25 protein-coding genes are annotated in these 24,096 nt (G+C 72.0%); 17 read left to right on the top strand and 8 right to left on the bottom strand.

Annotated features, from left to right (window positions below; genetic code table 11):
• The first annotated feature begins 136 nt into the window (after window positions 1-136).
• Together SPOPO_RS0117230 and SPOPO_RS34870 are read left to right on the top strand one after the other, a co-directional pair.
• The gene (locus SPOPO_RS0117230) at window positions 137-3,913 is read left to right on the top strand and encodes a multifunctional oxoglutarate decarboxylase/oxoglutarate dehydrogenase thiamine pyrophosphate-binding subunit/dihydrolipoyllysine-residue succinyltransferase subunit (protein ID WP_019876190.1); all 3,777 of its coding nucleotides are present in this window, start codon (window positions 137-139) and stop codon (window positions 3,911-3,913) included.
• 11 nt (window positions 3,914-3,924) lie between these two features.
• Window positions 3,925-4,101: a DUF6104 family protein gene (locus SPOPO_RS34870; protein ID WP_019876189.1), complete on the top strand. Its 177-nt coding sequence runs from the start codon at window positions 3,925-3,927 to the stop codon at window positions 4,099-4,101.
• Between the two features lie 19 nt (window positions 4,102-4,120).
• On the opposite strand, the gene SPOPO_RS30200 is transcribed toward SPOPO_RS34870, so the two are convergent.
• From SPOPO_RS30200 to SPOPO_RS35260, 3 genes are all read right to left on the bottom strand, one after another.
• The gene (locus tag SPOPO_RS30200) at window positions 4,121-6,796 is read right to left on the bottom strand and encodes a PAS domain S-box protein (protein ID WP_019876188.1); all 2,676 of its coding nucleotides are present in this window, start codon (window positions 6,794-6,796) and stop codon (window positions 4,121-4,123) included.
• Between the two features lie 105 nt (window positions 6,797-6,901).
• Window positions 6,902-7,867, bottom strand: coding sequence for a zinc-binding dehydrogenase (locus tag SPOPO_RS0117215; protein WP_019876187.1), 966 nt, complete (start codon window positions 7,865-7,867; stop codon window positions 6,902-6,904).
• Window positions 7,868-7,917: 50 nt separating this feature from the next.
• Window positions 7,918-8,235 (bottom strand): S24 family peptidase, encoded by a 318-nt coding sequence (locus tag SPOPO_RS35260; RefSeq protein WP_019876186.1) that lies wholly within the window; start codon window positions 8,233-8,235, stop codon window positions 7,918-7,920.
• Between the two features lie 82 nt (window positions 8,236-8,317).
• Here SPOPO_RS35260 and sodN point away from each other — a divergent pair, with 82 nt between their 5' ends.
• Genes sodN through SPOPO_RS0117195 form a run of 3 tightly spaced genes read left to right on the top strand, consistent with a single transcriptional unit; the run spans window position 8,318 to window position 9,990 of the window.
• Window positions 8,318-8,725 carry a superoxide dismutase, Ni gene (gene sodN, locus SPOPO_RS0117205; RefSeq protein WP_019876185.1) on the top strand — a complete coding sequence of 136 codons (408 nt, stop codon included), beginning with the start codon at window positions 8,318-8,320 and terminating at the stop codon, window positions 8,723-8,725.
• Window positions 8,726-8,760: 35 nt separating this feature from the next.
• Window positions 8,761-9,159: an ATP-binding protein gene (locus SPOPO_RS0117200; protein ID WP_019876184.1), complete on the top strand. Its 399-nt coding sequence runs from the start codon at window positions 8,761-8,763 to the stop codon at window positions 9,157-9,159.
• The gene (locus tag SPOPO_RS0117195) at window positions 9,160-9,990 is read left to right on the top strand and encodes an RNA polymerase sigma factor SigF (protein WP_019876183.1); all 831 of its coding nucleotides are present in this window, start codon (window positions 9,160-9,162) and stop codon (window positions 9,988-9,990) included.
• Window positions 9,991-10,024: 34 nt separating this feature from the next.
• Here the strand turns inward: SPOPO_RS0117195 and SPOPO_RS0117190 are convergent, their stop codons facing one another.
• A complete protein-coding gene (locus SPOPO_RS0117190; RefSeq protein ID WP_019876182.1) occupies window positions 10,025-10,468 on the bottom strand; it encodes a hypothetical protein in 444 nt (147 codons plus the stop codon).
• 421 nt (window positions 10,469-10,889) lie between these two features.
• Here SPOPO_RS0117190 and SPOPO_RS0117185 point away from each other — a divergent pair, with 421 nt between their 5' ends.
• On the top strand, window positions 10,890-11,141 hold the full coding sequence (locus tag SPOPO_RS0117185; protein ID WP_019876180.1) for a WhiB family transcriptional regulator: 252 nt from the start codon (window positions 10,890-10,892) through the stop codon (window positions 11,139-11,141).
• 109 nt (window positions 11,142-11,250) lie between these two features.
• Here SPOPO_RS0117185 and SPOPO_RS0117180 read toward each other — a convergent pair whose 3' ends face one another.
• Window positions 11,251-12,753 (bottom strand): sensor histidine kinase, encoded by a 1,503-nt coding sequence (locus tag SPOPO_RS0117180; RefSeq protein WP_028984865.1) that lies wholly within the window; start codon window positions 12,751-12,753, stop codon window positions 11,251-11,253.
• Between the two features lie 151 nt (window positions 12,754-12,904).
• On the opposite strand from SPOPO_RS0117180, the gene SPOPO_RS0117175 reads away from it, so the two are divergent.
• From SPOPO_RS0117175 to bsaP, 9 genes are all read left to right on the top strand, one after another.
• A complete protein-coding gene (locus tag SPOPO_RS0117175; protein WP_019876178.1) occupies window positions 12,905-13,849 on the top strand; it encodes a DUF2785 domain-containing protein in 945 nt (314 codons plus the stop codon).
• Entirely contained in the window at window positions 13,846-15,021 is a 1,176-nt protein-coding gene (locus SPOPO_RS0117170; protein WP_019876177.1) for an 8-amino-7-oxononanoate synthase, read from the top strand. Before SPOPO_RS0117175 ends, SPOPO_RS0117170 begins: the two co-directional genes overlap by 4 nt.
• The gene (gene bioD / locus SPOPO_RS0117165) at window positions 15,018-15,746 is read left to right on the top strand and encodes a dethiobiotin synthase (protein WP_019876176.1); all 729 of its coding nucleotides are present in this window, start codon (window positions 15,018-15,020) and stop codon (window positions 15,744-15,746) included. Before SPOPO_RS0117170 ends, bioD begins: the two co-directional genes overlap by 4 nt.
• Window positions 15,747-15,802: 56 nt before the next feature.
• On the top strand, window positions 15,803-16,834 hold the full coding sequence (gene bioB / locus SPOPO_RS0117160) for a biotin synthase BioB (RefSeq protein ID WP_019876174.1): 1,032 nt from the start codon (window positions 15,803-15,805) through the stop codon (window positions 16,832-16,834).
• A 60-nt stretch (window positions 16,835-16,894) separates the two neighbouring features.
• Window positions 16,895-17,089 (top strand): DUF3311 domain-containing protein, encoded by a 195-nt coding sequence (locus SPOPO_RS0117155; protein WP_019876173.1) that lies wholly within the window; start codon window positions 16,895-16,897, stop codon window positions 17,087-17,089.
• A gap of 6 nt (window positions 17,090-17,095) precedes the next feature.
• Window positions 17,096-18,718, top strand: coding sequence for a monocarboxylate uptake permease MctP (mctP, locus tag SPOPO_RS30195; protein WP_019876172.1), 1,623 nt, complete (start codon window positions 17,096-17,098; stop codon window positions 18,716-18,718).
• Between the two features lie 71 nt (window positions 18,719-18,789).
• Window positions 18,790-19,440: a hypothetical protein gene (locus SPOPO_RS0117145; RefSeq protein ID WP_028984862.1), complete on the top strand. Its 651-nt coding sequence runs from the start codon at window positions 18,790-18,792 to the stop codon at window positions 19,438-19,440.
• 49 nt (window positions 19,441-19,489) lie between these two features.
• The gene (locus tag SPOPO_RS0117140; RefSeq protein WP_019876171.1) at window positions 19,490-21,130 is read left to right on the top strand and encodes an acetolactate synthase; all 1,641 of its coding nucleotides are present in this window, start codon (window positions 19,490-19,492) and stop codon (window positions 21,128-21,130) included.
• A 16-nt stretch (window positions 21,131-21,146) separates the two neighbouring features.
• On the top strand, window positions 21,147-21,347 hold the full coding sequence (gene bsaP / locus SPOPO_RS0117135) for a biotin synthase auxiliary protein BsaP (RefSeq protein ID WP_019876170.1): 201 nt from the start codon (window positions 21,147-21,149) through the stop codon (window positions 21,345-21,347).
• A 7-nt stretch (window positions 21,348-21,354) separates the two neighbouring features.
• Here the strand turns inward: bsaP and SPOPO_RS0117130 are convergent, their stop codons facing one another.
• Entirely contained in the window at window positions 21,355-21,585 is a 231-nt protein-coding gene (locus SPOPO_RS0117130; protein WP_019876169.1) for a biotin/lipoyl-containing protein, read from the bottom strand.
• 93 nt (window positions 21,586-21,678) lie between these two features.
• Here SPOPO_RS0117130 and SPOPO_RS33015 point away from each other — a divergent pair, with 93 nt between their 5' ends.
• Together SPOPO_RS33015 and SPOPO_RS0117120 are read left to right on the top strand one after the other, a co-directional pair.
• Window positions 21,679-22,260: a DUF5317 domain-containing protein gene (locus SPOPO_RS33015; protein ID WP_019876168.1), complete on the top strand. Its 582-nt coding sequence runs from the start codon at window positions 21,679-21,681 to the stop codon at window positions 22,258-22,260.
• Window positions 22,236-22,610 (top strand): thiol-disulfide oxidoreductase DCC family protein, encoded by a 375-nt coding sequence (locus tag SPOPO_RS0117120; RefSeq protein ID WP_019876167.1) that lies wholly within the window; start codon window positions 22,236-22,238, stop codon window positions 22,608-22,610. Before SPOPO_RS33015 ends, SPOPO_RS0117120 begins: the two co-directional genes overlap by 25 nt.
• Here SPOPO_RS0117120 and SPOPO_RS30185 read toward each other — a convergent pair.
• Window positions 22,565-23,467 (bottom strand): hypothetical protein, encoded by a 903-nt coding sequence (locus SPOPO_RS30185; RefSeq protein ID WP_019876166.1) that lies wholly within the window; start codon window positions 23,465-23,467, stop codon window positions 22,565-22,567. The two genes, SPOPO_RS0117120 and SPOPO_RS30185, sit on opposite strands and share 46 nt — an antisense overlap.
• A gap of 7 nt (window positions 23,468-23,474) precedes the next feature.
• The gene (locus SPOPO_RS30180; protein ID WP_019876165.1) at window positions 23,475-23,978 is read right to left on the bottom strand and encodes a hypothetical protein; all 504 of its coding nucleotides are present in this window, start codon (window positions 23,976-23,978) and stop codon (window positions 23,475-23,477) included.
• Between the last annotated feature and the right edge of the window lie 118 nt (window positions 23,979-24,096).

Below are 24,096 nucleotides of genomic sequence, written 5' to 3'. Positions count from 1 at the left end.
GGGCAGGTGAGTTGGGCCACCCATACCGACCTGTGACCGGACGAACACGGCGACTACGCTGGTCAGAGCGGCGGAACCAGTGGTTCGAGGTCCCGTCTGGTCCCTGTGCGCAGCCCGGAAGAGGTTGATCAAAACCGTGTCGTCACCGCAGTCCAATCCGCTGTCCGGGTTCGGGACCAACGAGTGGCTGGTCGACGAGATCTACCAGGCGTATCTGCGGGACAAGAACAGCGTGGATCCCGCCTGGTGGGAGTTCTTCGCCGACTACACCCCGAGTTCCGACACCGGAATTCACCGAATCTTGACCCGGCCCGCCACCCCGGCCGGTGGTGAGAGCGCCTCAACCGGCGCTCCGGCCGCCTCCGCCGCCCCCGCCGCGGCTCCCCCGGCCCCCGCGCCGGCCGCCACCCAGAGCGCACCGGCCCCCGCCCAGGGCGCACCGGCCCCCGCTCCCGCGGCCCCCGCTCCGGCTCCGGCGGCCCCGGCTCCCGCGGCCAAGTCCGCCGCGCCCGCGGCTCCGGCCCCGACGAAGAGCGCGGCCCCCGCCCCCGCGAAGAGCGCGGCCCCGGCGGAGAACGTCAGCCCGCTCAAGGGCCCGGCGGCGCGCGTCGTCACGAACATGGAGGCGAGCCTCACCGTCCCGACCGCGACGTCGGTGCGCGCGGTCCCGGCGAAGCTCCTCATCGACAACCGCATCGTCATCAACAACCACCTGAAGCGGGCCCGCGGCGGGAAGGTCTCCTTCACCCACCTGATCGGCTTCGCGGTGGTCCGCGCGCTGGCGGACGTGCCGGCGATGAACTGCGGCTACACCGAGATCGACGGCAAGCCCGCCCTCGTCACGCCGGAGTCGGTGAACCTGGGTCTCGCCATCGACGTGACCAAGGCCGACGGTTCGCGGTCGCTGCTGGTCCCCTCGATCAAGAAGGCGGAGACGCTCGACTTCGCGCAGTTCTGGCTGGCCTACGAGGACATCGTCCGCCGGGCCCGGAACAACAAGCTCACCGTCGACGACTTCGCCGGCACGACGATCAGCCTCACCAACCCGGGCACGATCGGGACCGTCCACTCGGTGCCGCGTCTGATGCAGGGTCAGGGCACGATCATCGGCGTCGGCGCGATGGAGTACCCGGCCGAGTGGCAGGGCGCCTCGCCCGAGACGCTGGCGAACATGGCGGTCAGCAAGATCATGACGCTGACGTCCACCTACGACCACCGGATCATCCAGGGCGCGCAGAGCGGTGAGTTCCTGCGCCGCCTGCACCAGCTCCTCCTCGGCGAGGACAACTTCTACGACGACGTCTTCGCGGCGCTGCGGATCCCGTACGAGCCGATCCGCTGGGAGACCGACATCGCGACCAGCCACGAGGACCAGGTCTCCAAGCAGGCCCGCGTCCACGAGCTGATCGAGGCCTACCGCACCCGCGGCCACCTGATGGCCGACACGGACCCGCTCGAGTACAAGCAGCGCAGCCACCCCGACCTCGACATCGTCAAGCACGGTCTGACGCTGTGGGACCTCGACCGCGAGTTCGTCTCCGGCACGACGTTCTCCCTGTCGGGCCTGATGAAGCTGCGCGACATCCTCGGGGTGCTGCGCTCCTCGTACTGCCGCACGGTCGGCATCGAGTACATGCACATGGCCGACCCGAAGGAGCGGCTCTGGATCCAGGAGCGCGTCGAGCGCGCCCCGGACCGGCTCCCGCGCAACGACCAGCTCCGCGTGCTGCGCAAGCTCAACGAGGCCGAGGCCTTCGAGACCTTCCTGCAGACCAAGTACGTCGGCCAGAAGCGGTTCTCGCTCGAGGGTGGCGAGTCCGTCATAGCGCTGCTCGACGCGCTCCTCGTCGCCGCGGCGCAGTCCCGGCTCGACGAGGTCGCGGTCGGCATGCCGCACCGTGGCCGCCTGAACGTGCTCGCCAACATCGTCGGCAAGAGCTACGGCCAGATCTTCCGCGAGTTCGAGGGCAACATCGACCCGAAGTCGATGCACGGCTCGGGCGACGTGAAGTACCACCTCGGCCAGGAGGGCGTGTACACGGCACACGACGGCTCGACGGTCAAGACCTACCTCGCCGCGAACCCGTCGCACCTGGAGGCGGTCAACCCCGTCCTCGAGGGCATCGTCCGCGCGAAGCAGGACATCATCGACCGCGGCGAGAGCGGCTTCACCGTCCTGCCCGTCCTCCTCCACGGCGACGCCGCGTTCGCCGGCCAGGGTGTCGTGGCCGAGACGCTGGAGATGTCGCAGCTGCGCGGTTACCGCACCGGCGGCACCGTCCACGTCGTCGTCAACAACCAGGTCGGGTTCACGACCTCACCGACGTCCAGCCGTTCGAGCCTGTACGCGACCGACGTCGCGCGCACGGTGGCAGCGCCGATCTTCCACGTCAACGGTGACGACCCGGAGGCCTGCGTGCGCGTCGCGCGGTGGGCGTTCGAGTTCCGCCAGGCGTTCAAGAAGGACGTCGTCATCGACATGATCTGCTACCGGCGACGGGGCCACAACGAGGGCGACGACCCCTCGATGACCCAGCCGTTGATGTACGACCTGATCGACCAGAAGCGCTCGGTCCGCAAGCTCTACACCGAGGCGCTAATCGGGCGCGGCGACATCACCTTCGAGGAGGCCGAGGAGGCCCTCAAGGACTACCGCGAGCAGCTCGAGAAGGTCTTCGCCGAGACGCGCGGCAGTTCGAGCACGCCCGCGACCGTGGCGCAGCCCGTCAGCAACGACCAGGCGCCGGCCACCTCGGTGAACACTGCGATCAGCAGCGAGTCGCTCAAGCGGATCGTCGAGAGCCAGGTCAACGTCCCCGAGGGCTTCTCCGTCCACCCCCGCGTCGCGCCACTGCTGCAGAAGCGCGCCGCGATGATCGAGACCGGCAACATCGACTGGGGCTTCGGCGAGCTGATCGCCTACGGCTCCCTGCTGCTGGAGGGCCGTCCGGTCCGCCTGGCCGGGCAGGACAGCCGCCGCGGGACGTTCACCCAGCGCCACGCGGTGCTCGTCTGCCGCAAGACCGCGGCCGAGTACAACCCGCTGCAGAACCTGTCCCCCGACCAGGGCACGTTCTACGTCTACGACTCGCTGCTGAGCGAGTTCGCCGCACTCGGCTTCGAGTACGGCTACTCGGTGGCGCGGCCCGACGCGCTCGTGTGCTGGGAGGGCCAGTTCGGCGACTTCGTCAACGGCGCCCAGACGATCATCGACGAGTTCATCTCCTCCGGTGAGCAGAAGTGGGGCCAGACGTCGGGCGTCGTGCTCCTGCTCCCGCACGGCATGGAGGGTCAGGGTCCGGACCACTCGTCCGGCCGCCCGGAGCGCTTCCTGCAGCTGTGCGCGCAGGGGAACATGACGGTCGCGATCCCGACCACGCCGGCGAACCACTTCCACCTGCTGCGCTGGCAGGCACTGGGTCCGTTCCACCGGCCGCTGGTGATCTTCACGCCGAAGTCGCTGCTGCGGCATCGCGCCGCGGTCTCGGCCCCGGGCGAGTTCACCTCCGGGCACTTCCAGCCGGTTATCGCGGACGACACCGTCGACCCGTCGGCGGTCACGCGGGTGATCCTGTGCACCGGCAAGGTCTTCTACGACCTGTCGGCGCAGCGGGAGCAGCACGGGTCGGCGCAGGACACCGCGCTGGTCCGGGTCGAGCAGCTCTACCCGCTGCCGGTCGAGGAGCTGAAGGCGGCGCTCGCGAAGTACCCGAACGCGGGCGAGGTGCGCTGGGTCCAGGAGGAGCCGGCGAACCAGGGTGCGTGGCCGTTCATGGCCCTGCACTTCGCCGAGCAGGTCGGCCGCGTGCTCTACCGGGTCTCCCGCCCGGCGTCCTCGGCGCCGGCGGTCGGCTCGCACTCCGTCCACGAGTACGAGCAGCAGCTGCTCATCGAGCAGGCGTTCGCCCGGTAACGGCGGAGCAGATGTACTTCACCGACCGCGGGATCGAGGAGCTGGCCGCGCGCCGGGGCGAGGAGGACGTCAACCTCGCCTGGCTCGCGGACCGGCTCTCGGAGTTCGTGGACCTTCACCCCGAGTTCGAGGTCCCGATCGAGCGCCTCGCCACGTGGCTCGCGCGACTGGACGACGACGAGGACTGACGGACCCCGTCGTGGTGCGTCAGTCCCTGAGTGCGACCGCCGCGCGGAGTTGGTCGTCGAGGGACTGCCGCTGCCCGACGACGCGGCCGACGAGGCGGGTCAGGGTCGCCCAGTCCTCCTCGGCGGCGCGCTGCTCGAGGTCGTGGAGCATTTGTCCGAGCGCCTCGGCGCCGAGAGACCGCGCGGGTGACTTGAGCTTGTGGGCGGCCGCCGCCAGCGCGGCCCGGTCCTGCGCCTGGCAGACCGCCTCGAGGTCCGGCAGCGAGACGTCGAGGTCGGCGAGGAACTCCTCGGCGAGCTCGCGGACGACCTCCGGTCCGATCTCCTCACGCAGCCGACTCACGACCTCGGGGTCGACGACCGGGTCCTCCCCGGCGGGAGTGCTGAGCAGTCCGCTCAGCATGCGGCCGAGCGAGGCGACGTCAATCGGCTTGGGGAGGAAGGCGTCCATGCCGGCCTCGTAGCAGCGGCGGACGTCCTCGGTCGCGACGTTCGCGGTCATCGCCACGATGTGCAGCCCACGGTCGGGCCACCGGGCACGGATCCGCCGGGTGGCCTCCAGGCCGTCCATCTCGGGCATCTGAATGTCCATCAGGACCAGGTCGTAGGCCCGCTGGGCGAGGGCGTCCAGGGCCTCCCGGCCGCTGGCGGCCACGTCGGCGCGGAAACCGAACCGGGCCAGCAGGTGCTGGGCGACCTTCTGGTTCACCGGGGTGTCCTCGACCACGAGGATCGAGAGCTTGCGGGCCGGCACCGGCAGGTCGAAGACCGAGGACGGGGACGAGGTGACGGTGTCGCGGACCCGTCCGGTGCGGATCAGCTCGAGCAGGAGCTCGGTCAGCTTCTCCGCGCGGGCCGGCTTGGCCAGCACGAGGTCGAACAACCCCGGCTCCACGACCCGCGCCGGGGCGGTCGAATGGAGCAGCACGAGTCGGATCCCGGGGCTCCGCTGCCGCAGCGCGCGGCCCAGCTCGTGACCGTCCATGCCGGGCATGTCCAGGTCGAGCAGGGCGAGGTCGAACCTCCGGTTGCGCCCCTGGTCGAGGTCGACGAGGTCGAGCGCCTCCTCGCCGCCCCCGGCGGTGACGGTGTCCATCTCGTGCTGCTGCGCCCACGCCTCCAGAATCTGACGGTGCGTCGCATTGTCGTCCACAATGAGAACGCGCTGCCCGGCGAGGCCGGCCGGAGCGACACTCTCCACGGCGTCGCGCCCGATGACGGGGAAGCGGAAGGTGACCGTGGTGCCCGCTCCCGGGCTCGACGTCATCTCCATGACGCCACCCATGGACTCCACCAGCCGGCGGCTGATCGCAAGGCCGAGACCGGTGCCGCCGTAGATGCGGGTCGTGGTGCTGTCGCCCTGGGTGAAGGGCTCGAAGAGTGAGTCGATGCGGTCGGCGGCCACACCGATGCCGGTGTCGGCGACCTCGAACCGCAGCCAGGTCTCAGGCGTCCCGTCGGGGCGGTGGTCGACACGCTCCACCTCGACGCGGACCACCACCTCGCCGGCGTGCGTGAACTTCACGGCGTTCGCGAGCAGGTTCACCAGCACCTGGCGGGTGCGGGCCGGGTCGCCGATGACGATCGCCGGCACCTCGGGCGCCACGTCGCAGGCCAGCTCGAGACCCTTCTCGTGCGCCTGGAGGGTGACGAGGTCGACGGTCTCCCCCAACCAGTCGCGGATCTCGAACGCGACCTCCTCGAGCACGAGCTTGCCCGCGTCGATCTTCGCGTAGTCGAGGATGTCGTTGATGATCGTGAGCAGGTGCTCGCCCGAGGTCCGCATCGTCTCGACGAAGTCGCGCTGCTGACGGTCCATCGGCGTGTCCAGCAGCAGGCTGGTCATGCCGATGATCGCGTTCATCGGGGTGCGGATCTCGTGGCTCATGTTCGCCAGGAACTCCTGGCGCGATCGGGCAGCTCGTTCGGCGGTGTCGCGGGCGCGGGCGACGACGCCCTCGAACGCCTTGCGCTCGGTCACGTCTCGGACGGCCGCGGTGACGAGCAGACCGTCCTCGGTCTCGATCGAGGACAGCGAGATCTCGACCGGGAACTCCGAGCCGTCCTTGCGGCGGGCGGACAGGTCGATCCCGGCACCCATGGACCGCACCACGGGCTCGGCGAAGTATCCGGTGCGGTGCTTGCGGTGCGCGGTCCGGGCCTGGTCGGGCACCAGCGTCTCGATCGGCCGGCCGAGCAGTTCGTTGCGCGACCAGCCGAACATGACCTCGGCCTGGGTGTTGACCAGTTGGATCAGCCCGGAGTCGTCGACGCCGAGCATCGCGTCGGGGGCGGCTTCGAGCAGGCCGGAGAACTTGGCCTGGGTCTTGAGCCGGTCGGTCGCGTCCCGGACGACAGCGGTGACGAGCCGGCCCTCCTCGGTCTCGATCGAGGACAGCGAGATCTCGGCCGGGAACTGGGAACCGTCCTTGCGGCAGCCGAACAGGTCGAGCCCGGCACCCATCGGCCGCACCTGGGGTGCGCCGAAGTACTGCGCGCGGTGCATCGGGTGCGCGGCGCGCGCGGTCGGCGGGACGAGCGTCTCGATCGGTCGCCCGATCAGCTCCTCACGGGTCCAGCCGAACAGGGTCTCGCCCTGCCCGTTGACGAACAGGATCTTTCCGGACGAATCGACCACGAAGACCGCGTCCGGCAGCTGCTCGATGAGCTGCTCGCTGATGCCCAGCTTCTCCACCGGTGTCCCTTGCTCCCGCCGCCATCCGGTTGTCGGCAGCCTAAAGCCGGGACATGACCCTCCGAACGTCCCAACTGGACCGGACGATCCAGGTCGGCCGGTGGGTCAGACGGTGAAGACGATCTTCCCGAACAGGTCGCCGGAATGCATCTTCTCGAAGCCGCGGCGGGCGTCCTGGAGCGGCAGCACCTCGTCGATCAACGGCTTCACGCCGGTGGTCGCCATAAACTGAGCGAGGCGCTCCAGCTCGTCCCGGGAGCCCATCGTCGAGCCGACGACGGAGAGCTGGAGGAAGAAGATGCGGGTCAGCTCGGCCGGCGGGGCGTCGCCGCTGGTCGCGCCGGAGATGACGATGGTGCCGCCGGGCTTGAGCGAGCGGACCGAGTGCGACCAGGTCGCCTCGCCGACCGTCTCGAAAACCGCGTCGACCCGCTCGGGCAGCCGGGCGCCGGAGGCGAAGACCTGGTCGGCGCCGAGGGAGAGGGCGCGCTCGCGCTTGGCCTCGTCCCGGCTCGTGGCCCACACACGGAGGCCGGCCGCGCGGCCGAGGCTGATCAGCGCAGTCGCGACACCGCCGCCCGCGCCCTGGACCAGGATCGTGGCGCCGGGCGAGATGCCCGCGCGGGTGAAGAGCATCCGGTAGGCGGTCAGCCACGCCGTCGGAAGGCAGGCCGCCTCCTCCCAGGAGAGCTGCGCCGGCTTGGGCACCAGGTTGCGCCGCGGGACGACGACCTTCTCCGCGAACGTGCCCTGGTAGCGCTCGGAGAGCAGCGAGCGCTTCGGGTCGAAGGTCTCGTCGCCCTTCCACTCCGGGTCGCCGATCACCGCGTGCACGATGACCTCGTTGCCGTCCTCGTCGGTCCCGGCCGCGTCGCAGCCGAGGATCATCGGGAGCTGCTCCTCCTTCAGCCCGCGCCCCCGCAGGCTCCACAGGTCGTGGTGGTTGAGAGAGGCCGCCTTGACGTCGACCGTCACCCAGCCGTCCTTGGCGATCGGGTCCGGCCGCTCACCGAGGTCGAGGGCGGACAGCGGGTCGGAGTCGGAGAAGCGCGCAGCGCTGACAGCGAACATGGTCCGACCCTAGTGGCGAGAAGTCCGGTTTGCCTCCGCCCCGTTTCGTGTCAGGTCCGTCGGAGGAGGGGCCACAGCCGGGCGACGACGACCGCGACGACGTCGGCGTCGGGGATCGCCCCCACCAGCCAGGAGTCGACCCCGGCCCGTGGGTTGTCCCGCTCGACCCACCAGCCGTCGGGCTCGCGCCGGGTCACGCGTTTGACCGCGAGGCCGCGGTCCGGCAGCCGGACGATCGCGGCGCGCCCGACCCGCGGTCGGGCGCGGTAGCGGATCAGCAGCAGGTCACCGGGTCGGTAGGTGGGCCGCATCGAGTCGCCGGAGACGCGCGCGGTCCCCCAGCCCTTCCGCTCTCGGTCCGTGCCCACAGGGGTAGTGTCGCGACCGACGCGGACGTCACCCGACGTCCACCCCCTGACACTTTCCGAAAGCAACGAAGGGACCGCTCTGATGCCGTTGCTGCGCACGATCACCCGGCCGATCGAGGTCTCCGCCCACTGCGACCTGCCCTGCGGCGTGTACGACCCCGCCCAGGCCCGCATCGAGGCCGAGTCCGTCAAGGCGATCTGCGAGAAGTACGTCGGTAACGAGGACCCGGTCTTCCGCGAGCGCGCTCTGCAGATCAAGGAGCAGCGGTCCGACCTGGTCAAGCACCACCTCTGGGTGCTGTGGACCGACTACTTCAAGCCGCCGCACTTCGAGGCCTACCCGAACCTGCACCAGCTGTTCAACGAGGCCACCAAGCTCGCCGGCGCCGGCGGCACGAAGGGCTCGGTCGACGTCGAGGTCGCGGACAAGCTGCTCGCGAAGATCGACGAGATCGCCGAGATCTTCTGGGCCACCAAAAAGGCCGCGTGAGCTCCTCGGAGCCTGATGGCGCCGTCGGCAGACCGATGGACGACTTCGACCGACCCATTGACGACTTCGTCGAGGTGCGGCTCCCCGCCGACGGCGCCTATCTGTCCGTGCTGCGCACCGCCACCGCGGGTCTGGCCGCGCGCCTGGATTTCACGATCGACGAGATCGAGGACCTGCGCATCGCCGTCGACGAGGCCTGCGCGATGCTGCTCGCGCAGGTCGTCCCCGACACCGATCTGCTCTGCCGGTTCACGCTGGACGCCCCGACGCTGACCGTCGAGGTCACCGCGCCCACGCGGGACGGCGCCGTGCCCCCGCGGAACACCTTCGCCTGGACGGTCCTGTCGGCGCTGGCCGGGGACGTGACGGCGACCGTGGACTCGGACCAGCACCTCACGATCACCCTGCGCAAGACCGCCGAGGGGGCGGCATGAATGGCGCGGGGCGGGGACGCGGCTGACGTGGCCGAGGAGATCCAGGGCGAGACCGTCCGGGACTCGGCCCGCGAGGTGGAACGGGACCGGGCGCGCGCGATGCTCACCGAGCTCGCCGCGATGGCTCCCGACGACCCCCGCCGTCCCGCGCTGCGCGACGCGCTCGTCGAGCTCCACCTGCCGCTGGTCGAGCACCTGGCCCGCCGCTTCCGCAACCGCGGCGAACCCCTCGACGACCTCGTGCAGGTCGCGACGATCGGGCTGATCAAGTCCGTCGACCGCTTCGAGATCGACCGGGGCGTCGAGTTCTCCACGTACGCCACCCCGACCATCGTCGGCGAGATCAAGCGCCACTTCCGCGACCGCGGTTGGGCCGTTCGGGTTCCCCGTCGGCTGCAGGAGCTGCGGCTGCACCTCTCGACCGCGACGGCCGAACTCTCCCAGCAGCTCGGCCGCGCCCCGACCGTCTCCGAGCTCGCCCAACGGCTCGGCCGGTCCGAGGAAGAGGTCCTCGAGGGCCTGGAGTCGGCGAACGCCTACAGCACCCTCTCGCTCGACGTCCCGGAGCAGGGCGAGGGCGACTCCCCCGCGGTCGTCGACTCCCTCGGTGGTGAGGACGAAGCGCTCGAAGGCGTCGAGTACCGCGAGTCGCTCAAGCCGTTGCTGGAGCGGCTGCCCCCGCGCGAGAAGCGCATCCTGCTCCTCCGCTTCTTCGGCGGGATGACCCAGTCGCAGATCGCGACCGAGCTCGGCATCTCCCAGATGCACGTCTCCCGGTTGCTCGCCCGAACCCTCGCGAAGCTGCGCGCGGACCTCCTGATCGAGGAGTGACGTCGGACCCGGCCGGCGACCGGAGCCCAACGGGTCAGTCCTGCAGCGCCGCGCCGGTCGACGGGGCGAACAGCGCCGCGAGGATGACGATCGCCGAGGTCAGGAGCGCGTAGCCGGCCGCCGGCAGGTCGTCCATGGTCGTGAACGCGATCGGCAGCGTGATCAGTTGCCAGACCAGCGCCGGGGCGCGGGACCAGCCCTGCGCACCGAGCAGTCCCCGGGCGACGGCGAGCAGACCGACCCCGCCGCCGGTGGCGAGCGCCCCCACCAACAGGCCGTCGACGAGGCTCCCGCCGCCCGTGATTCCCACCACGAGCGTGACGACGCCCACGCCCAGCAGCGCCAGGGCCTGAAGGGCCTGGGCGAGGGCCGCGACGACCAGCAACCGGGGGTGGCGACGGGCGTCGAAGATCATCGCCGGGACGTCGAGCGGACCCGCGGAAGGGTTCGCGCCCCCATCCTCACCTGCCGGTTTCACCGCTGTATTCCCTACCCTTTGCCGGACTGTGACCGGATTTCCCGGTTCAAGATCGTGCGCCGCGGTGCATACCACAGCTACGGTGCGGAAGCTCTGTACGTATGCGTCGTCCCGGCCCTCCGCACCGACCGACCGACGGGCCGCCCGATGTGTGGCGCAATTCCCTGATTCGAGGTCTTGTGCCGACGCTAGCGGGTGGTTCAAGGTGGTCCACGGTTCGGGGCGAACTGGCTCGAAATATCGCTCTGACCAGGACCGAAGGTCCCTGGACCCGTGCTTCATCTCACACAAATATCTCTCGTGTTGGGGGACCGTTAACGCTCGTGAAACGGTTCACTAGTTAGCGAAATCCCCCAGGCACACATTCGCCGGGGCCGGAGCTCGCCCGAGTCCGGAGCCCACCACTGAAGGAGCTACACCCATGGACTGGCGCCACCGCGCAGTCTGCCGGGACGAGGATCCCGAGCTGTTCTTCCCGATCGGGAACACCGGCCCCGCCCTGATGCAGATCGAAGAGGCCAAGGCCGTGTGCCGGCGTTGCGACGTCGTCGAGACGTGCCTGCAGTGGGCCCTCGAGTCCGGCCAGGACGCCGGTGTCTGGGGCGGTCTCTCCGAGGACGAGCGTCGCGCTCTCAAGCGCCGCACCGCTCGCGCCCGCGCCCGCGTCGTCTGAGCAGATCGTCGGATCGGTCCAGCAGACCCCTACGAACCCCGGCCGATCGGCCGGGGTTCGTATGTGACGGGACCCGCTGATCAGCTGAGGCGGAGCAACTGAGACGCCGTCAGTGGGCCCGCGTACGCAGCGGAATCGTCAGCGCGACCCGCGTCCCCCCGCCGGGCCGGGCGCCGATCTCGAGGTCGCCCGACAGCTCGCCGGTGACCAGCGTCCGGACGATCTGCAGCCCGAGGTTCGACGAGGACACCGGGTCGAAGTCCGGCGGCAGGCCGCGCCCGTCGTCGTCGACCTCCACGTAGAGGGTCTCCCCCGGGCCGTCCTCGTTGGGTGTGCGCCGGGCGCGCACGACGAGGACCTGCGAGCCCGGAAGAATCCCGTGCTCGAGCGCGTTCTGCAGCAGCTCGGTCAGCACCATCGACAGCGGGGTCGCAAGCTCGCCGGCGACCGTGCCGAACTCCCCCTCGCGCCGGGGCAGCAGGCCGGCCTCGACCGACGAGACGTCGGAAAGCATCGCAAGCACCCGGTCCACGACCTCGTCGAACGCGAGGTTCTCGTCCGGGGACAGCGAGAGCGTGTCGTGGACGATCGCGATCGACCCGACCCGGCGCACCGCCTCCTCCAGCGCGGTCCGCGCGCCCGGCTCGGTCAGCCGGCGGGCCTGAAGGCGCAGCAGCGCGGCCACCGTCTGCAGGTTGTTCTTCACCCGGTGGTGGATCTCGCGGATCGTCGCGTCCTTCGTGATCAGCTCCCGCTCGCGACGGCGGACGTCGGTGACGTCGCGCAGCAGCACGATCGCGCCGAGATGGGCCTCGGGCGAGTCCAGCGGGATCGCGCGCAGGCCGACGACGACGTCGTCGGTCTCGATCTCCAGACCCCGCGGCTTGCGGCCGCCGGCGACCACGGCGAGCGCCTCCTCCACCGGGCCGTGCGTCGGGGCGAGCTCGGCGGTGACCGTGCCGAGGTGGGTCCCGACGAGGTCGGTGGCCAACCCGAGCCGCCGGTAGGCGGACAGGGCGTTGGGGCTCGCGTAGGTGACGACGCCGTCGGGGTCGAGCCGGATCAACCCGTCACCCACGCGCGGCGAGCCGTCCTGCAGCACGTTCGACACCGAGCCGGTCGACGCGACGTGGGGGAACAGGCCGGCCGCGATCATGCGGGCCAGGTCCGCGGCGCACTGGATGTAGGTGAGCTCCAGGCGGCTGGGCGTGCGCACCGAGATGAGGCTGGTGTTGCGCGCGATGACTCCGAGGACGCGGCCGGCCCGCCGGACCGGGATCGCCTCCATGCGGACCGGGACGTCGCTGCGCAGCTCGGGGTCGCCCTCACGGACGATGCGCGCCTCGTCGTGGGCGATGTCGAGCAGCGGCCGGTGCCCGCGGGCCGTGAACGACCCGACGAGGTCGTCGTGGAAGGCCGTCGGCCCGGTCGTCGGGCGCATCTGGGCGGCGGCGAGGTACCCGGTGCCGTCCCGCACCGGCAGCCACAGGACCAGGTCGGAGAAGGAGAGGTCGGCGAGCAGCTGCCAGTCCGCGACCAGCACCTGCAGCCACTCCCGGTCGGCGGCGTCGAGATCCGTGCTCGCCCGGACCAGTTCGGTGAGAGACGCCACGTCCGCAGCGTACGGGCCGGGCACGGGCGGCCCGGCGGTCGGCTCCGGCAGGTAAATTCAACGCGACCCGCACGGCTATCCAGTCCCCATCCCCTGGCCCAGCCCCGCCGGCCCGCTCCTTCGGACCGGCTCCCGATCGCGGAGGTACGCGGTGACCGACCCGGACCGGCGCGCGCGCGCCGGTGCCGCGTTGGACCCCGGCTTCTGGGAGGACGTCCTGGCCCGGGGCGGGATCGTCCCCACCGACCGCCGTCTCGACGACATGACCGTCGAGCTCGTCGAGCTGCTCGGGGACCTCGACCCGCACCTGCGGGACGACCTTGCGCTGACGGTCCTGCTCCGGTGGATCGCCGCGGGCGTCTACGACGACCTGCTGCCCGCGATGGGCGACGGGATCAGCGAGGGCCTGCGGCCCGGCCTGGGCGAGGACGGCACGCCCTCGGTCCTGCGGCGCTCGTTCTCGGCGCGGGTGCTGGCCGCGGTGATCGACCGCGACAACGTCCTGCACGGCATGCACCGCGAGGCCGTGCTCCGCTGGGGTGACCGCGGGCTGAGCTGGCTGCTGGCCGAGCGCGACCTGCGCGGGCACGTCCCCGGTGCCGGCCGCGCGGCCGCGATGGAGCACGGCGCGGAGCTCCTGCGGGCGATGGCGGAGTCGCGCCACCTGCAGGGTGAGGGGCTGGGCGTCCTCCTCGACGCCCTCGCCGAGCGCCTCCTGCGCCCCACCCCGCACGCCTTCTCCGGCCAGGAGGCGGACCACCTCGCCTACAGCGCCATGACGGTGCTGCACCGCGACGCCGTCGAGCCGGTGTTCCTGCAGGCCTGGATCGACCACCTCGCCGTCGCCTGGCGGCCGCACTCGGAGGACGACCCCGGCGAGCCGAACGGACTGGTGCCGCCGCAGGTCCGCAACACGGTCGCCTTCGCCCGGGCGCTGCACCTGCAGCTGCTGCTCGGCGTCCGTCCGAGCGCGGGGCGTGAGCCGTTCCCGGGCCCGCCCGCCGCGCGGGTCGAGGTCCTCGGGGCGCTGCAGGCGGCGCTGCGCAGCTCCGGGCCCCACTTCGAGCCCGGCCGACTGCCGGGGAGCCGGCGATGACCGCTCGACCCGCGAACTCGGCGAATCCCTTCGACTGGCTCGACGCCCACGCCGCGCGGCGGACCGCGGCGGGCCTACGCCGCCGCCTGCGCCACCGCGTCTCCGACGACCCCGTCCTCGACCTCGCCTCCAACGACTACCTGGGCCTGGCCCGACACCCCGAGGTGGCCGAGGCCGTCGCCGCGGCCGCGAAGGAGTGGGGCGCGGGCTCCACCGGGTCGCGGCTGGTCACCGGGTCGACGACGGTGCACCGCGACCTCGAGGCCGCCGCGGCGGCCCACGTCGGCGCCGAGGCCGGCCTGGTCTTCTCCTCGGGTTACCTCGCCAACCTCGGGGCGGTCACCGCGCTGGCCGGCGCCGGGTCGCTGATCGTCTCCGACGCCCGCAACCACGCCTCGCTCGTCGACGCGTGCCGCCTGTCCCGGGCCCGGGTCGAGATCGTGCCCCACCTCGACGTCGCCGCCGTCGAGAACGCGCTCGGCGCCCGCACCGAGGAGCGAGCGCTCGTGATCACCGACGGCGTCTTCTCCGTCGACGGGGCGATCGCGCCGGTCGCCGAGCTGGCCGCCGTGGCCCGACGGCACGGCGCGGCCCTGCTCGTCGACGAGGCCCACGCGCTCGGCGTCGTCGGCGAGGGCGGCCGCGGGACCGTGCACGCCGCGGGCCTGGCCGGCGCTCCCGACGTCGTCATCACGTCGGTGCTGTCGAAGTCGCTCGGCAGCCAGGGCGGGCTCGTCCTCGGCCCGACCCGCGTGGTCGAGCACCTGGTCGACACCGCCCGGAGCTTCATCTTCGACACCGGTCTGGCCCCCGCGACGGCGGCCGGCGCGCTGGCCGCCCTGCGGCTGCTGACCGGCCACCCCGAGCTCGCTGCCGAGGTCCGCGACCGGGCCCGGGAGATCTCGGCCCTCGCGCGATCGCTCGGCCTCGACTCCCCCGAGCCTCACGGCGCGGTGGCGGCGGTGCTGATCGGCGAGGCCGACGCGGCGGTCGCGGCCGCCGAGCTCTGCCTCTCCCGCGGCGTGCGGGTCGGCTGCTTCCGGCCCCCGTCCGTGCCGGACGGCGTCTCCCGGCTGCGGGTCACGGCCCGCGCCGACCTGACGGACGCCGACGTCCAACGGGCCCGCGCTGCGCTGGCCGCGGTGGCCGCACGGTTGAATTCGCAAGCATGAGCGCACTGATCGTCACCGGCACCGGCACCGGCGTCGGGAAGACCATGGTGACCGCGGCCCTGGCCGCCCTCGCCGCGGACCGCGGGGTCCCCGTCGCCGTCGTGAAGCCGGCCCAGACCGGCATGGGCTTCGGCGAGCCCGGTGACCTGTCGGAGATCGAGCGCCTCTCCGGCGTCACCGACACCCACGAGTTCGCGCGATTCCTCCGCCCGCTCTCCCCGGCCGCCGCAGCGCGCCAGGCCGGGAAGCCACCGCTCGACCTGACGGCCGCCGCCGAGCAGATCCGCGAACTGCGGGGCACCCGGCGCCTCGTCCTCGTGGAGGGCGCGGGCGGTCTCCTGGTCCGGTTCGACCCCGACGGCCGCACGATCGCCGACCTGGCGCGGATGCTGGACGCGCCGGTGCTGCTGGTGGCCGAGCCCGGGCTCGGGACGCTCAACCACACCGCGCTGACGCTGGAGGCGATGGCGCACCGCGGGCTGGACCTCGCCGGGCTCGTCCTCGGTTCCTGGCCGGCCGAGCCGGGTCTGGCCCACCGGACGAACCTGATGGATCTGGAGACCCTCGCGGCCCGGCCGTTGGCCGGTGCGCTCCCCGAGAACGCGGGCTCCCTGAGCCGCGCCGCCTTCCTCGCCGCCGCGAAGGCGGGCCTGTCCCCGCAGTTCGGCGGGACCTTCGACGCGGCGGGCTTCAAGGCGAAGCACCTCTCTACTCTCCACCGCTGACGGGGCCCGGCGGCACGCTGGGTACCGTGCTTTCACCCCCGAACGACAGGATTTCCATGACCACGCTCGAAGACCGCCCGCTGGCGACCGACCCGGCCGACCTCCTCGCGACCGCGCGGGAGCAGGTGCTCGAGCGTGGCGTGGGGCTGGACGAGGCCCAGGTGCTGGCCGTGCTGAACCTGCCGGACGAGCACCTGGAGGACCTGCTCGCGCTGGCGCACGAGGTGCGGATGCGCTGGTGCGGGCCCGAGGTCGAGGTCGAGGGCATCGTCTCGCTCAAGACCGGTGGGTGCCCGGAGGACTGTCATTTCTGTTCCCAGTCGGGCCAGTTCACCTCCCCGGTCCGCTCGGTGTGGCTGGACATCCCGGCGCTGGTCGAGGCGGCGAAGGCCACGGCGGCGACCGGGGCGACCGAGTTCTGCATCGTGGCCGCCGTCCGGGGTCCGGACGAGCGGTTGATGAAGCAGATGCGCGAGGGCGTCGCGGCGATTCAGGCCGCGGTCGACATCCAGGTCGCCGCCTCCCTGGGGATGCTCACCCAGGCCCAGGTCGACGAGCTCGCCGCCATGGGCGTGCACCGCTACAACCACAACCTGGAGACCGCCCGCTCCTACTTCCCGAACGTGGTCACCACCCACACCTGGGAGGAGCGCTGGGAGACCCTGACCATGGTCCGCGAGGCGGGCATGGAGGTCTGCTGCGGCGGGATCGTCGGCATGGGCGAGAGCCTGGAGCAGCGGGCCGAGTTCGCCGCCCAGCTGGCGACGCTGACCCCGGACGAGGTCCCGCTGAACTTCCTCAACCCCCGCCCGGGCACCCCGTTCGGCGATCAGGAACCCCTGAGCGCGCAGGACGCGTTGCGCACCATCGCCGCGTTCCGGCTCGCGATGCCCCGCACGATCCTGCGCTACGCCGGCGGCCGCGAGATCACCCTCGGGGACCTGGGCACCCGCGAGGGTCTGCTCGGCGGGATCAACGCCGTCATCGTCGGCAACTACCTGACCACCCTGGGCCGAGACCCCAAGGAGGACCTGGCCCTCCTCGACGAGCTGAAGATGCCGATCAAGGCCCTCGCCGACACCTTCTGATCATGGGAACCCGCCGGTAGGTTCTGACATCACGTCAGCCCCCGGGCCGGAAGGTTCGCCATGCGTCAACGCAGGCTCTCGATCCCCGTCCTGCTGTCCCTGCCGCTGCTGGGCACGCTGCTTCCCTGGGTCTACAACAAACGGGACCCGCAACTCCTCGACGTCCCGTTCTTCTACTGGTACCAGTTGCTCTGGATCCCGCTCTCGGTGCTGTGCACGCTCACCGTCTACCGGCTGACGCGGGACGAGGGGTAGTCGGCGATGCCGGTCCCCGACACCGAGATCGACGTCCAGGGCGTCCAGCTCACGATCTTCATCCTGATCTTCGCGCTGGTCACCGTCCTCGGCTTCGCGGCGAGCCGCTGGCGGGCCGCGAACCTCGACCACCTCGACGAGTGGGGATTGGGTGGGCGCAGCTTCGGCGCGTGGATCACCTGGTTCCTGATCGGCGGTGACCTCTACACCGCCTACACGTTCGTCGCCGTCCCCGCCCTCGTCTACGGCGCCGGCGCCCTCGGGTTCTTCGCGGTCCCCTACACGATCGTGGTCTACCCGATCGTCTTCTTCGTCGCGCTGCGGCTGTGGTCGGTCTCCCGCGCCCGCGGCTACGTCACCGCGGCGGACTTCGTCGAGGCGCGGCACGGCTCCCCCGCGCTGGCGCTGATCATCGCGCTCACCGGCATCGTCGCGACGATGCCGTACATCGCGCTGCAGCTGATCGGCATCGAGGCCGTGCTGAAGACGATGGGCCTCGGGACCCAGGAGTTCCTCGGCACCGACGAGTGGCCGGTGATCATCGCGTTCGCGATCCTCGCCGCCTACACGTACCAGGCCGGACTGCGTGCGCCCGCGCTGATCGCCTTCGTCAAGGACACACTGATCTACATCGTCGTGATCGCGGCGATCATCGTCATCCCCTACAAGCTCGGCGGGTTCGACGAGATCTTCGCGGCGGCGGACGCCAAGTTCGAGGCGAGCCCGAACCCCAACGACGGCATCACGCTCGCCGACGCGCAGATCCTCGGGTACTCGACGCTCGCCTTCGGCTCCGCGCTCGCGCTCTTCCTCTACCCGCACTGCGTCACCGGCCTGCTCGCCGCGCGCAGCCGCGACACCATCAAGCGGAACATGGCGGCGCTGCCGGCCTACAGCCTGGTGCTCGGCCTGCTCGCCCTGCTCGGCTACATGGCCATCGCGGCCGGGGTGAAGCCGATCGTCACGGACGGCAAGCCCGACCCGAACACGATCGTGCCGCAACTGTTCGACTCGCAGTTCCCGGCCTGGTTCGCCGGCATCGCGTTCGCGGCCATCGGGATCGGCGCGCTGGTCCCGGCGGCGATCATGTCGATCGCCGCGGCGAACCTGTTCAGCCGGAACGTCTGGAAGGCCTACGTGCGCCCGCAGGCCGACGACCTCGAGCAGGCCCGGGTCAGCAAGATCACCTCGCTGGTGGTCAAGGCCGGCGCGGTGGCGACGATCCTCGTCCTCGACCCGCAGTTCTCCATCGACCTGCAGCTGATCGGCGGCGTGATCATCCTGCAGACGCTGCCCGCGATCGTGCTCGGGCTCTACAGCGGCTGGTTCCACCGCAGCGCCCTGATCGCAGGCTGGGTGGCCGGCATGGTCGTCGGACTGTCGATGCTCTACACGACCGAGAACCCCGCGACGGGCAAGGCGCACTTCGGCGGCTCGCTGTACCGGTGGTCCGACCTCGGGTTCGACACCGACAAGACCATCTACCCCGGCCTGGTCGCCGTCCTGGTCAACCTCGCCGTCTGCATCGTCGGCACCTTCCTGTTCCGTGCGGTGAAGGTGCCCGCCGGCGTCGACCGCACCGCTCCGGAGGACTACCGGGCCGACGCCGTCCCGGCGCGCCCCCACTAATCCCATACGTCACTCGTGCTACAAGGGAATCACCCGTAACAGGCATAACTCGCAAACAGGGGGATCCCGCCATGTCGCACGCGCACGAGTCCGCTGCCGCCACCGAGGCCGACCGGCGCACCGTGCGGCGGGTGGCCGCCGTCGGGGCCGCGGCGATCGCCGCCACGGCGCTCGCGACCGCCGGCGTCGCCTCGGGCGCCGGCTCCGGCGCGGGAGGCACCGCCCCGGTCGCCTACGACCGGCCGATGACCGTCGCGACCACCTCCCCCACCGCGCCCACCTCCCCCAGCGCGACCGCGTCCCCCAGCGCGACCGCGTCCCCCAGCGCGACCGCGTCGTCGTCCGCGCCCCAGCTCAAGATCCAGATCGCCTACCAGCGCGTGGGCCGCGAGCTCACCCTGACGTTCACCTTCGCCGGCCACGTGGTCGAGCCGCTGGCCGAGGACGGCACCGCCCTGACGTTCCCGACACCCGCGACCCGGGACATCGGCATGGGCGAGACGCTCGCCTGGGGCGACGGCAACACCGCCGACGTCCCGGTCACCGGCCGCCGCTGCCCCACCGGCCCGGAGACCCGCACCGTGCACGAGGTCGCGGACACCTACTCGGTCACGAACACCTACGCCGGCCCGGGCACGTACACGATCAACTACAGCTACGCGGCCTGCGGCCTCAAGGACGGCAAGATCGCCGGGTCGTTCGACATCACGATCCCGAAGTAGGCCGGCTCCGGGACCGGTGCGGCCGCCGGACGCGCAGTAGGTTCGCCGGATGGAGCTCTCCGGTTCCGGCGGCGACCTCGCCCTGCCCGTCCTGCGCGCCCACGGCGTGCGGGAGATGTTCACCCTCTCCGGCGGGCACGTCTTCCCGCTCTACGACGGAGCGGTGAAGGCGGACCCGCCGATGCCGCTGTTCGACGTCCGGCACGAGCAGAGTGCGGTCTTCGCCGCGGAGGCGGTGGCGCGGCTCGAACGGCGTCCCGGCCTCGCGGTCCTGACGGCCGGCCCGGGCGTCACCAACGGCGTCTCGGCGATCACCACCGCGCACTTCAACGGCTCCCCCGTCCTCGTGCTCGGTGGCCGCGCGCCGGCCGGACTGTGGGGCGCGGGATCGCTCCAGGAGCTCGATCACCCGCAGATCCTCGCCCCGGTCACCAAGCTCGCCACGACCGCGCCGACGACCGCCGACGTGCCCGCCTACCTCGACCGGGCGCTCCGCCTGGCGACGACGCCGCACCGCGGGCCGACGTTCGTCGACTTCCCGATCGACGAGTTGTTCGGCGACGCCGAGGCGGCACTGCCGCCACCGCCGGAACGGACGCGCCTCGCCCCCGACGGCGGCGACCTGGACCGGGTGGCCGACCTGCTGCGCTCGTCGGTGCGGCCGGTGCTGATCCTCGGCTCCGACGTCTGGACCGACGGCGCCGAAGAGTCCGCCCGCCTGTTCGCGGAGACGTTCTCGATCCCGACGGTGACCAACGGGCAGGGCCGCGGCGTCCTGCCCGCCGGCCACCCGCTGTTGGTCACGAAGGCCCGCGGGCAGGCCCTCGGGGGCGCCGATCTGGTGCTCGTGGCCGGGACCCCGCTGGACTTCCGCCTGGGCTTCGGCCGCTTCGGCAGCCCGGACGCCGACGACCCGACGCCGGTCGTCCACCTCGTCGACGCCCCGGACCGACTCGGCGGCGGACTGGTGCAGCCCGCGGCGACCGCCGCCGGCGATTTGTCGGCGATCTTCTCCGGCCTCGCCGACGCCCTCGGCGACCGGCCCGGCCGCCCCGAGTGGGCCGCCCACCTGCAGGGCCTGGTCGCCTCCCGCGCGGCCAAGGACACCGATCTGCTCGCGACCGACACCCCGGACATCCACCCGGCCCGCATCCTCGGCGAACTGCTCCCCCGGCTCGACCCGGACGCCGTGATGATCGGCGACGGCGGCGACTTCGTCTCGTGGGCCGGTCGCCTCGTCGAGCCGCGCCGTCCGGGCTGCTGGCTCGACCCCGGCCCCTACGGGTGCCTCGGCACCGGTCTGGGGTACGCCTTCGGGGCGCGGGTGGCCCGCCCCGACGCACAGATCGTCGCCCTGCTCGGGGACGGGGCCGCCGGGTTCTCGCTGATGGACGTCGACTCCCTGGTCCGGCACCGGATGCCGGTGGTCCTGGTCGTCGGCAACAACGGCATGTGGGGCCTGGAGAAGCACCCGATGCAGGCGCTGTACGGCTACGACGTGGTCGCCGACCTCGCCCCGCAGTGCCGTTACGACGAGGTGGTGACGGCGCTCGGCGGCGCAGGTGAGATCGTGACCCGGCCCGAGGACATCGGACCCGCCCTCGACCGGGCCCTGGCGGCCGACGCCCCCTACCTGGTCAACGTGGTCACGGACCCGACGGTGGCCTACCCCCGGACGACGATGTTGTGAGACCAGAGCTGTGAGCGTGACCGTGACCACCCCCACCTACTGCGACCGCTGCGGCGACGAGCTCGGCCCCTCCCCGGAGTCGACGCACGAGGCCTGCCGGAGGTCGCGCGAACTCGAGCCCCCGCGCTACTGCCCGCAGTGCAAGCGCCGCCTGGTCGTCCAGGTCGTGCCGAACGGCTGGAAGGCTCACTGCTCCGCGCACGGCCCGGTCACCTGAGGGCACGTCAGGGCAGGTCGAGCACCACCGCGAGATCGCCCTGCTGGAGCCGGTCGCCGACGCCGACGAGGACGCGGCGGACGGTCCCGGCTTGCGGCGCCCGGACCGGGATGTCCATCTTCATCGAGTCCAGCCGGAGCAGTTCGGCGCCGGCGGCGACGGCCGTCCCCGGCGTCACGGCGACCGCGGCCACCGTGCCGGGCAGCTCGACCCGGACGCCGAGCGTGCCCTCGGTCATCCGATCCTCCCTCCGCTGACGGGCTGCTGACGAACTCGTGACCACCTGTGTCGCTCCCGCGACGACCGGTCCTGCGTTGCGACACTAACCCTCGTGGGGTTGACCGTCCTCGTGCTCGTCGCGGCCTTCGCCTTCGGCCGGCTGGCCGGGGGCCCGGGTCCGCTGGCCGCGCCGCCGTTGCGCCGCGTCAGCCTGCTCGTCGCGGCGCTGGGCGTGCACTTCGCCGAGCCGCTGGTGGCCTCGGAGGTCGCCTACTCGTACCCGCTCTGCCTCGCGATCTCGGCGACGTTGATGGTGCAGTTCGCGGCCGGGAACCTGCGGACGCCCGGGGTCGCGCTGGCCGCGGCCGGGGTCTGCGCGAACGCGCTCGTCGTCGTGGTGAACGGCGCGATGCCGGTCTCGGAGGCGGCGGCCGTGCGCGCCGGGATTCCGGTGGAGCGACTCGCCCTCGACACCGACGGCCGCCACGAGCCGCTCGACGGCGCGACGCGGATGGCGCCACTCGCCGACCGCATCCCCGTCCCGATCCCCGGCCACCGGGAGGTCGACAGCCTCGGCGACGTCGCGATCGCCGCCGGCGCCGGGCTGTACGCGTTCTCGGCGGCCTATCGCCGTCGGGGCATCTTCACCGAGTCCGGCATCATGAACCGATGGGAACCGGCCGAGCGCTGCTGATCTTCGACGGGGACTGCGGTTTCTGCTCCCGGTGCGCGCGCTTCATCACCCGCCGGATGCCCACCTCCGCCGAAGTCCGGCCCTGGCAGCGCGTCGACCTGGCCGCGTACGGCGTCCGGCCGGAACAGGCGCAGTACGAGATCGTCTGGGTCGGCGCCGACGGGCGGATCGACGGCGGCGCGCAAGCCGTCGCCCGGCTGCTGCTGGACTGCGGCCGGCTGTGGGCCGTCCCCGGGGCGGTGCTCCGGATCCCGCCGTTCCGCTGGATCGCCCACGGGGTCTACCGCCTGATCGCCGCCAACCGCTACCGGCTCCCGGGCGGCTCCGCGGCCTGCCGGTTGCCGGACTGATCCGACCGGGCCGGCCACCCGCCCCGGACCCGCGGGACGAGGACGCCGGGCCAGCGCTGGGCGACCTTCTCCAGCGGGGCGAAGGCGAGCCAGCACACCACCAGCGGCAGGAAGTGGATCGAGATCACCGCGTACGTGGTGAGGTGGAAGCCCAGATAGAACCCGGCGGCCAGCCCGAGGGCGCGGCCACGCAGCACCAACGCCAGCGGGGCGGCGAGCTCGGCGACGACCGTCACCCACTGCGCGACCACGAGCAGTTCGGGGACGTGCACGAGGTGCTCGCCGAGGAACGTCCCCCGGCGCTCGACCGCCCACAGCAACGTCGCGCCGCTCGGCCAGTCCCAGCCGCCGTAGCGGACCTTCGCCCAGACCGAGAGCGTGTAGGTCGCGACGACGGCGATCTGCACGCACCGCAGCGCCCACCCGGCCCGCTCGTCCGCGCGGTGGTCGTGGGGGTGGGCGCGCCCCACGGTCGGCAGCACGAACAGCGCGACGACGAGCGCGAGGTGGTCGTGGTCGACCTTGCCGTAGGACATGCCGTAGAGCACCCAGACCAGGTGCCCGACGGCGATCGGCCACCCGAGCAGGCGCGGCAGGCGCCCGGTGGCGGCGACCAGGGCCGCGACGACCAGGAACGCCCGCAGGGCCTCCAGCGGGCCCTCGGCCGGCGCCGGGAGCTGGAGCAGCCGGGCCAGCAGCACGGGCTGGAAGAACTCGTCGCCGGCCGCGGCCTTGGGCACGACGTCGTTCACCATCACGAGGACGTCGACGACGACGAACAGGTAGATCGCCGCGCGCAGCACGACGATCCGCGAGTTCGGGACCAGCGGGAAGAACCACCGCTCCGGGGACCTCATGCGCCGCTCACCCCGGCACCGGGTCGATCGGGGCCGCGCCGGGCACGACGTCCCAGGACGTGAACACGTCCTGGCGCCGGTCGGCCTGGCGTCCGTCGCGCAACTCGACGACGTCCTGCCCGACCACGATCCGGCGCAGCTCGGGGCGGTCCGGGTGCAGGCGTTGCCAGGCCTCGGCGAGCGTCGCGAGCCGCTGCGGCTCGGCGATGATCAGGTGCAGTTGTCCCTCGAGCTCGGCCCGGGCCACCCCGACGTCGTCGGAGTTGGAGATGTCGAGGCGACGGTGCGAGCCGTCGGCCAGGTCGGCCTCGACCCAGAGCGCGCGGATCTCGCCGTTCGGGTCGATGCGGAAGGAGTACTGGGACATCGGCCCGAACGGGAACAGGTCGTCGTCGCCCCAGCCGGAGCCGTGGATCAGCAGGCCGAAGGCGACCGCGAGCGTCCCCAGCCGCCAGCTCCGGCCCAGCCGGGACAGCGGCTTGCGCTTGGGTGCGCCGGCCTGCAGATCCATGCCGGGGACCCTATGCGCCCGCCGAATGCGCCCGCCGAATGCGCCCGCCGAATGCGCCCGCCGAATGCGCCCGCCGAATGCGCCCGCCGAATGCGCCCGCCGAATGCGCCCGCTGAAT

This window comes from Sporichthya polymorpha DSM 43042, from assembly GCF_000384115.1.
GTDB classification, from domain to species: Bacteria; Actinomycetota; Actinomycetes; order Sporichthyales; family Sporichthyaceae; genus Sporichthya; species Sporichthya polymorpha.
The sequence above is the reverse complement of the archived record's forward strand: the minus strand, read 5'-3'. Positions and strand labels throughout refer to the sequence as shown.

Coding starts and splice junctions, on each gene's coding strand:
- SPOPO_RS0117200 (WP_019876184.1), top strand. CDS start 8,761: ATGGACGACTTCGACCGACCCATTGACGACTTCGTCGAGGTGCGGCTC.
- SPOPO_RS0117145 (WP_028984862.1), top strand. CDS start 18,790: ATGTCGCACGCGCACGAGTCCGCTGCCGCCACCGAGGCCGACCGGCGC.
- bioB (WP_019876174.1), top strand. CDS start 15,803: ATGACCACGCTCGAAGACCGCCCGCTGGCGACCGACCCGGCCGACCTC.
- SPOPO_RS0117185 (WP_019876180.1), top strand. CDS start 10,890: ATGGACTGGCGCCACCGCGCAGTCTGCCGGGACGAGGATCCCGAGCTG.
- SPOPO_RS30185 (WP_019876166.1), bottom strand. CDS start 23,467: ATGAGGTCCCCGGAGCGGTGGTTCTTCCCGCTGGTCCCGAACTCGCGG.
- SPOPO_RS34870 (WP_019876189.1), top strand. CDS start 3,925: ATGTACTTCACCGACCGCGGGATCGAGGAGCTGGCCGCGCGCCGGGGC.
- SPOPO_RS0117195 (WP_019876183.1), top strand. CDS start 9,160: ATGGCGCGGGGCGGGGACGCGGCTGACGTGGCCGAGGAGATCCAGGGC.
- SPOPO_RS0117215 (WP_019876187.1), bottom strand. CDS start 7,867: ATGTTCGCTGTCAGCGCTGCGCGCTTCTCCGACTCCGACCCGCTGTCC.
- SPOPO_RS0117130 (WP_019876169.1), bottom strand. CDS start 21,585: ATGACCGAGGGCACGCTCGGCGTCCGGGTCGAGCTGCCCGGCACGGTG.
- SPOPO_RS0117155 (WP_019876173.1), top strand. CDS start 16,895: ATGCGTCAACGCAGGCTCTCGATCCCCGTCCTGCTGTCCCTGCCGCTG.
- mctP (WP_019876172.1), top strand. CDS start 17,096: ATGCCGGTCCCCGACACCGAGATCGACGTCCAGGGCGTCCAGCTCACG.
- sodN (WP_019876185.1), top strand. CDS start 8,318: ATGCCGTTGCTGCGCACGATCACCCGGCCGATCGAGGTCTCCGCCCAC.
- SPOPO_RS0117170 (WP_019876177.1), top strand. CDS start 13,846: ATGACCGCTCGACCCGCGAACTCGGCGAATCCCTTCGACTGGCTCGAC.
- bioD (WP_019876176.1), top strand. CDS start 15,018: ATGAGCGCACTGATCGTCACCGGCACCGGCACCGGCGTCGGGAAGACC.
- SPOPO_RS30180 (WP_019876165.1), bottom strand. CDS start 23,978: ATGGATCTGCAGGCCGGCGCACCCAAGCGCAAGCCGCTGTCCCGGCTG.
- SPOPO_RS0117120 (WP_019876167.1), top strand. CDS start 22,236: ATGGGAACCGGCCGAGCGCTGCTGATCTTCGACGGGGACTGCGGTTTC.
- SPOPO_RS0117140 (WP_019876171.1), top strand. CDS start 19,490: ATGGAGCTCTCCGGTTCCGGCGGCGACCTCGCCCTGCCCGTCCTGCGC.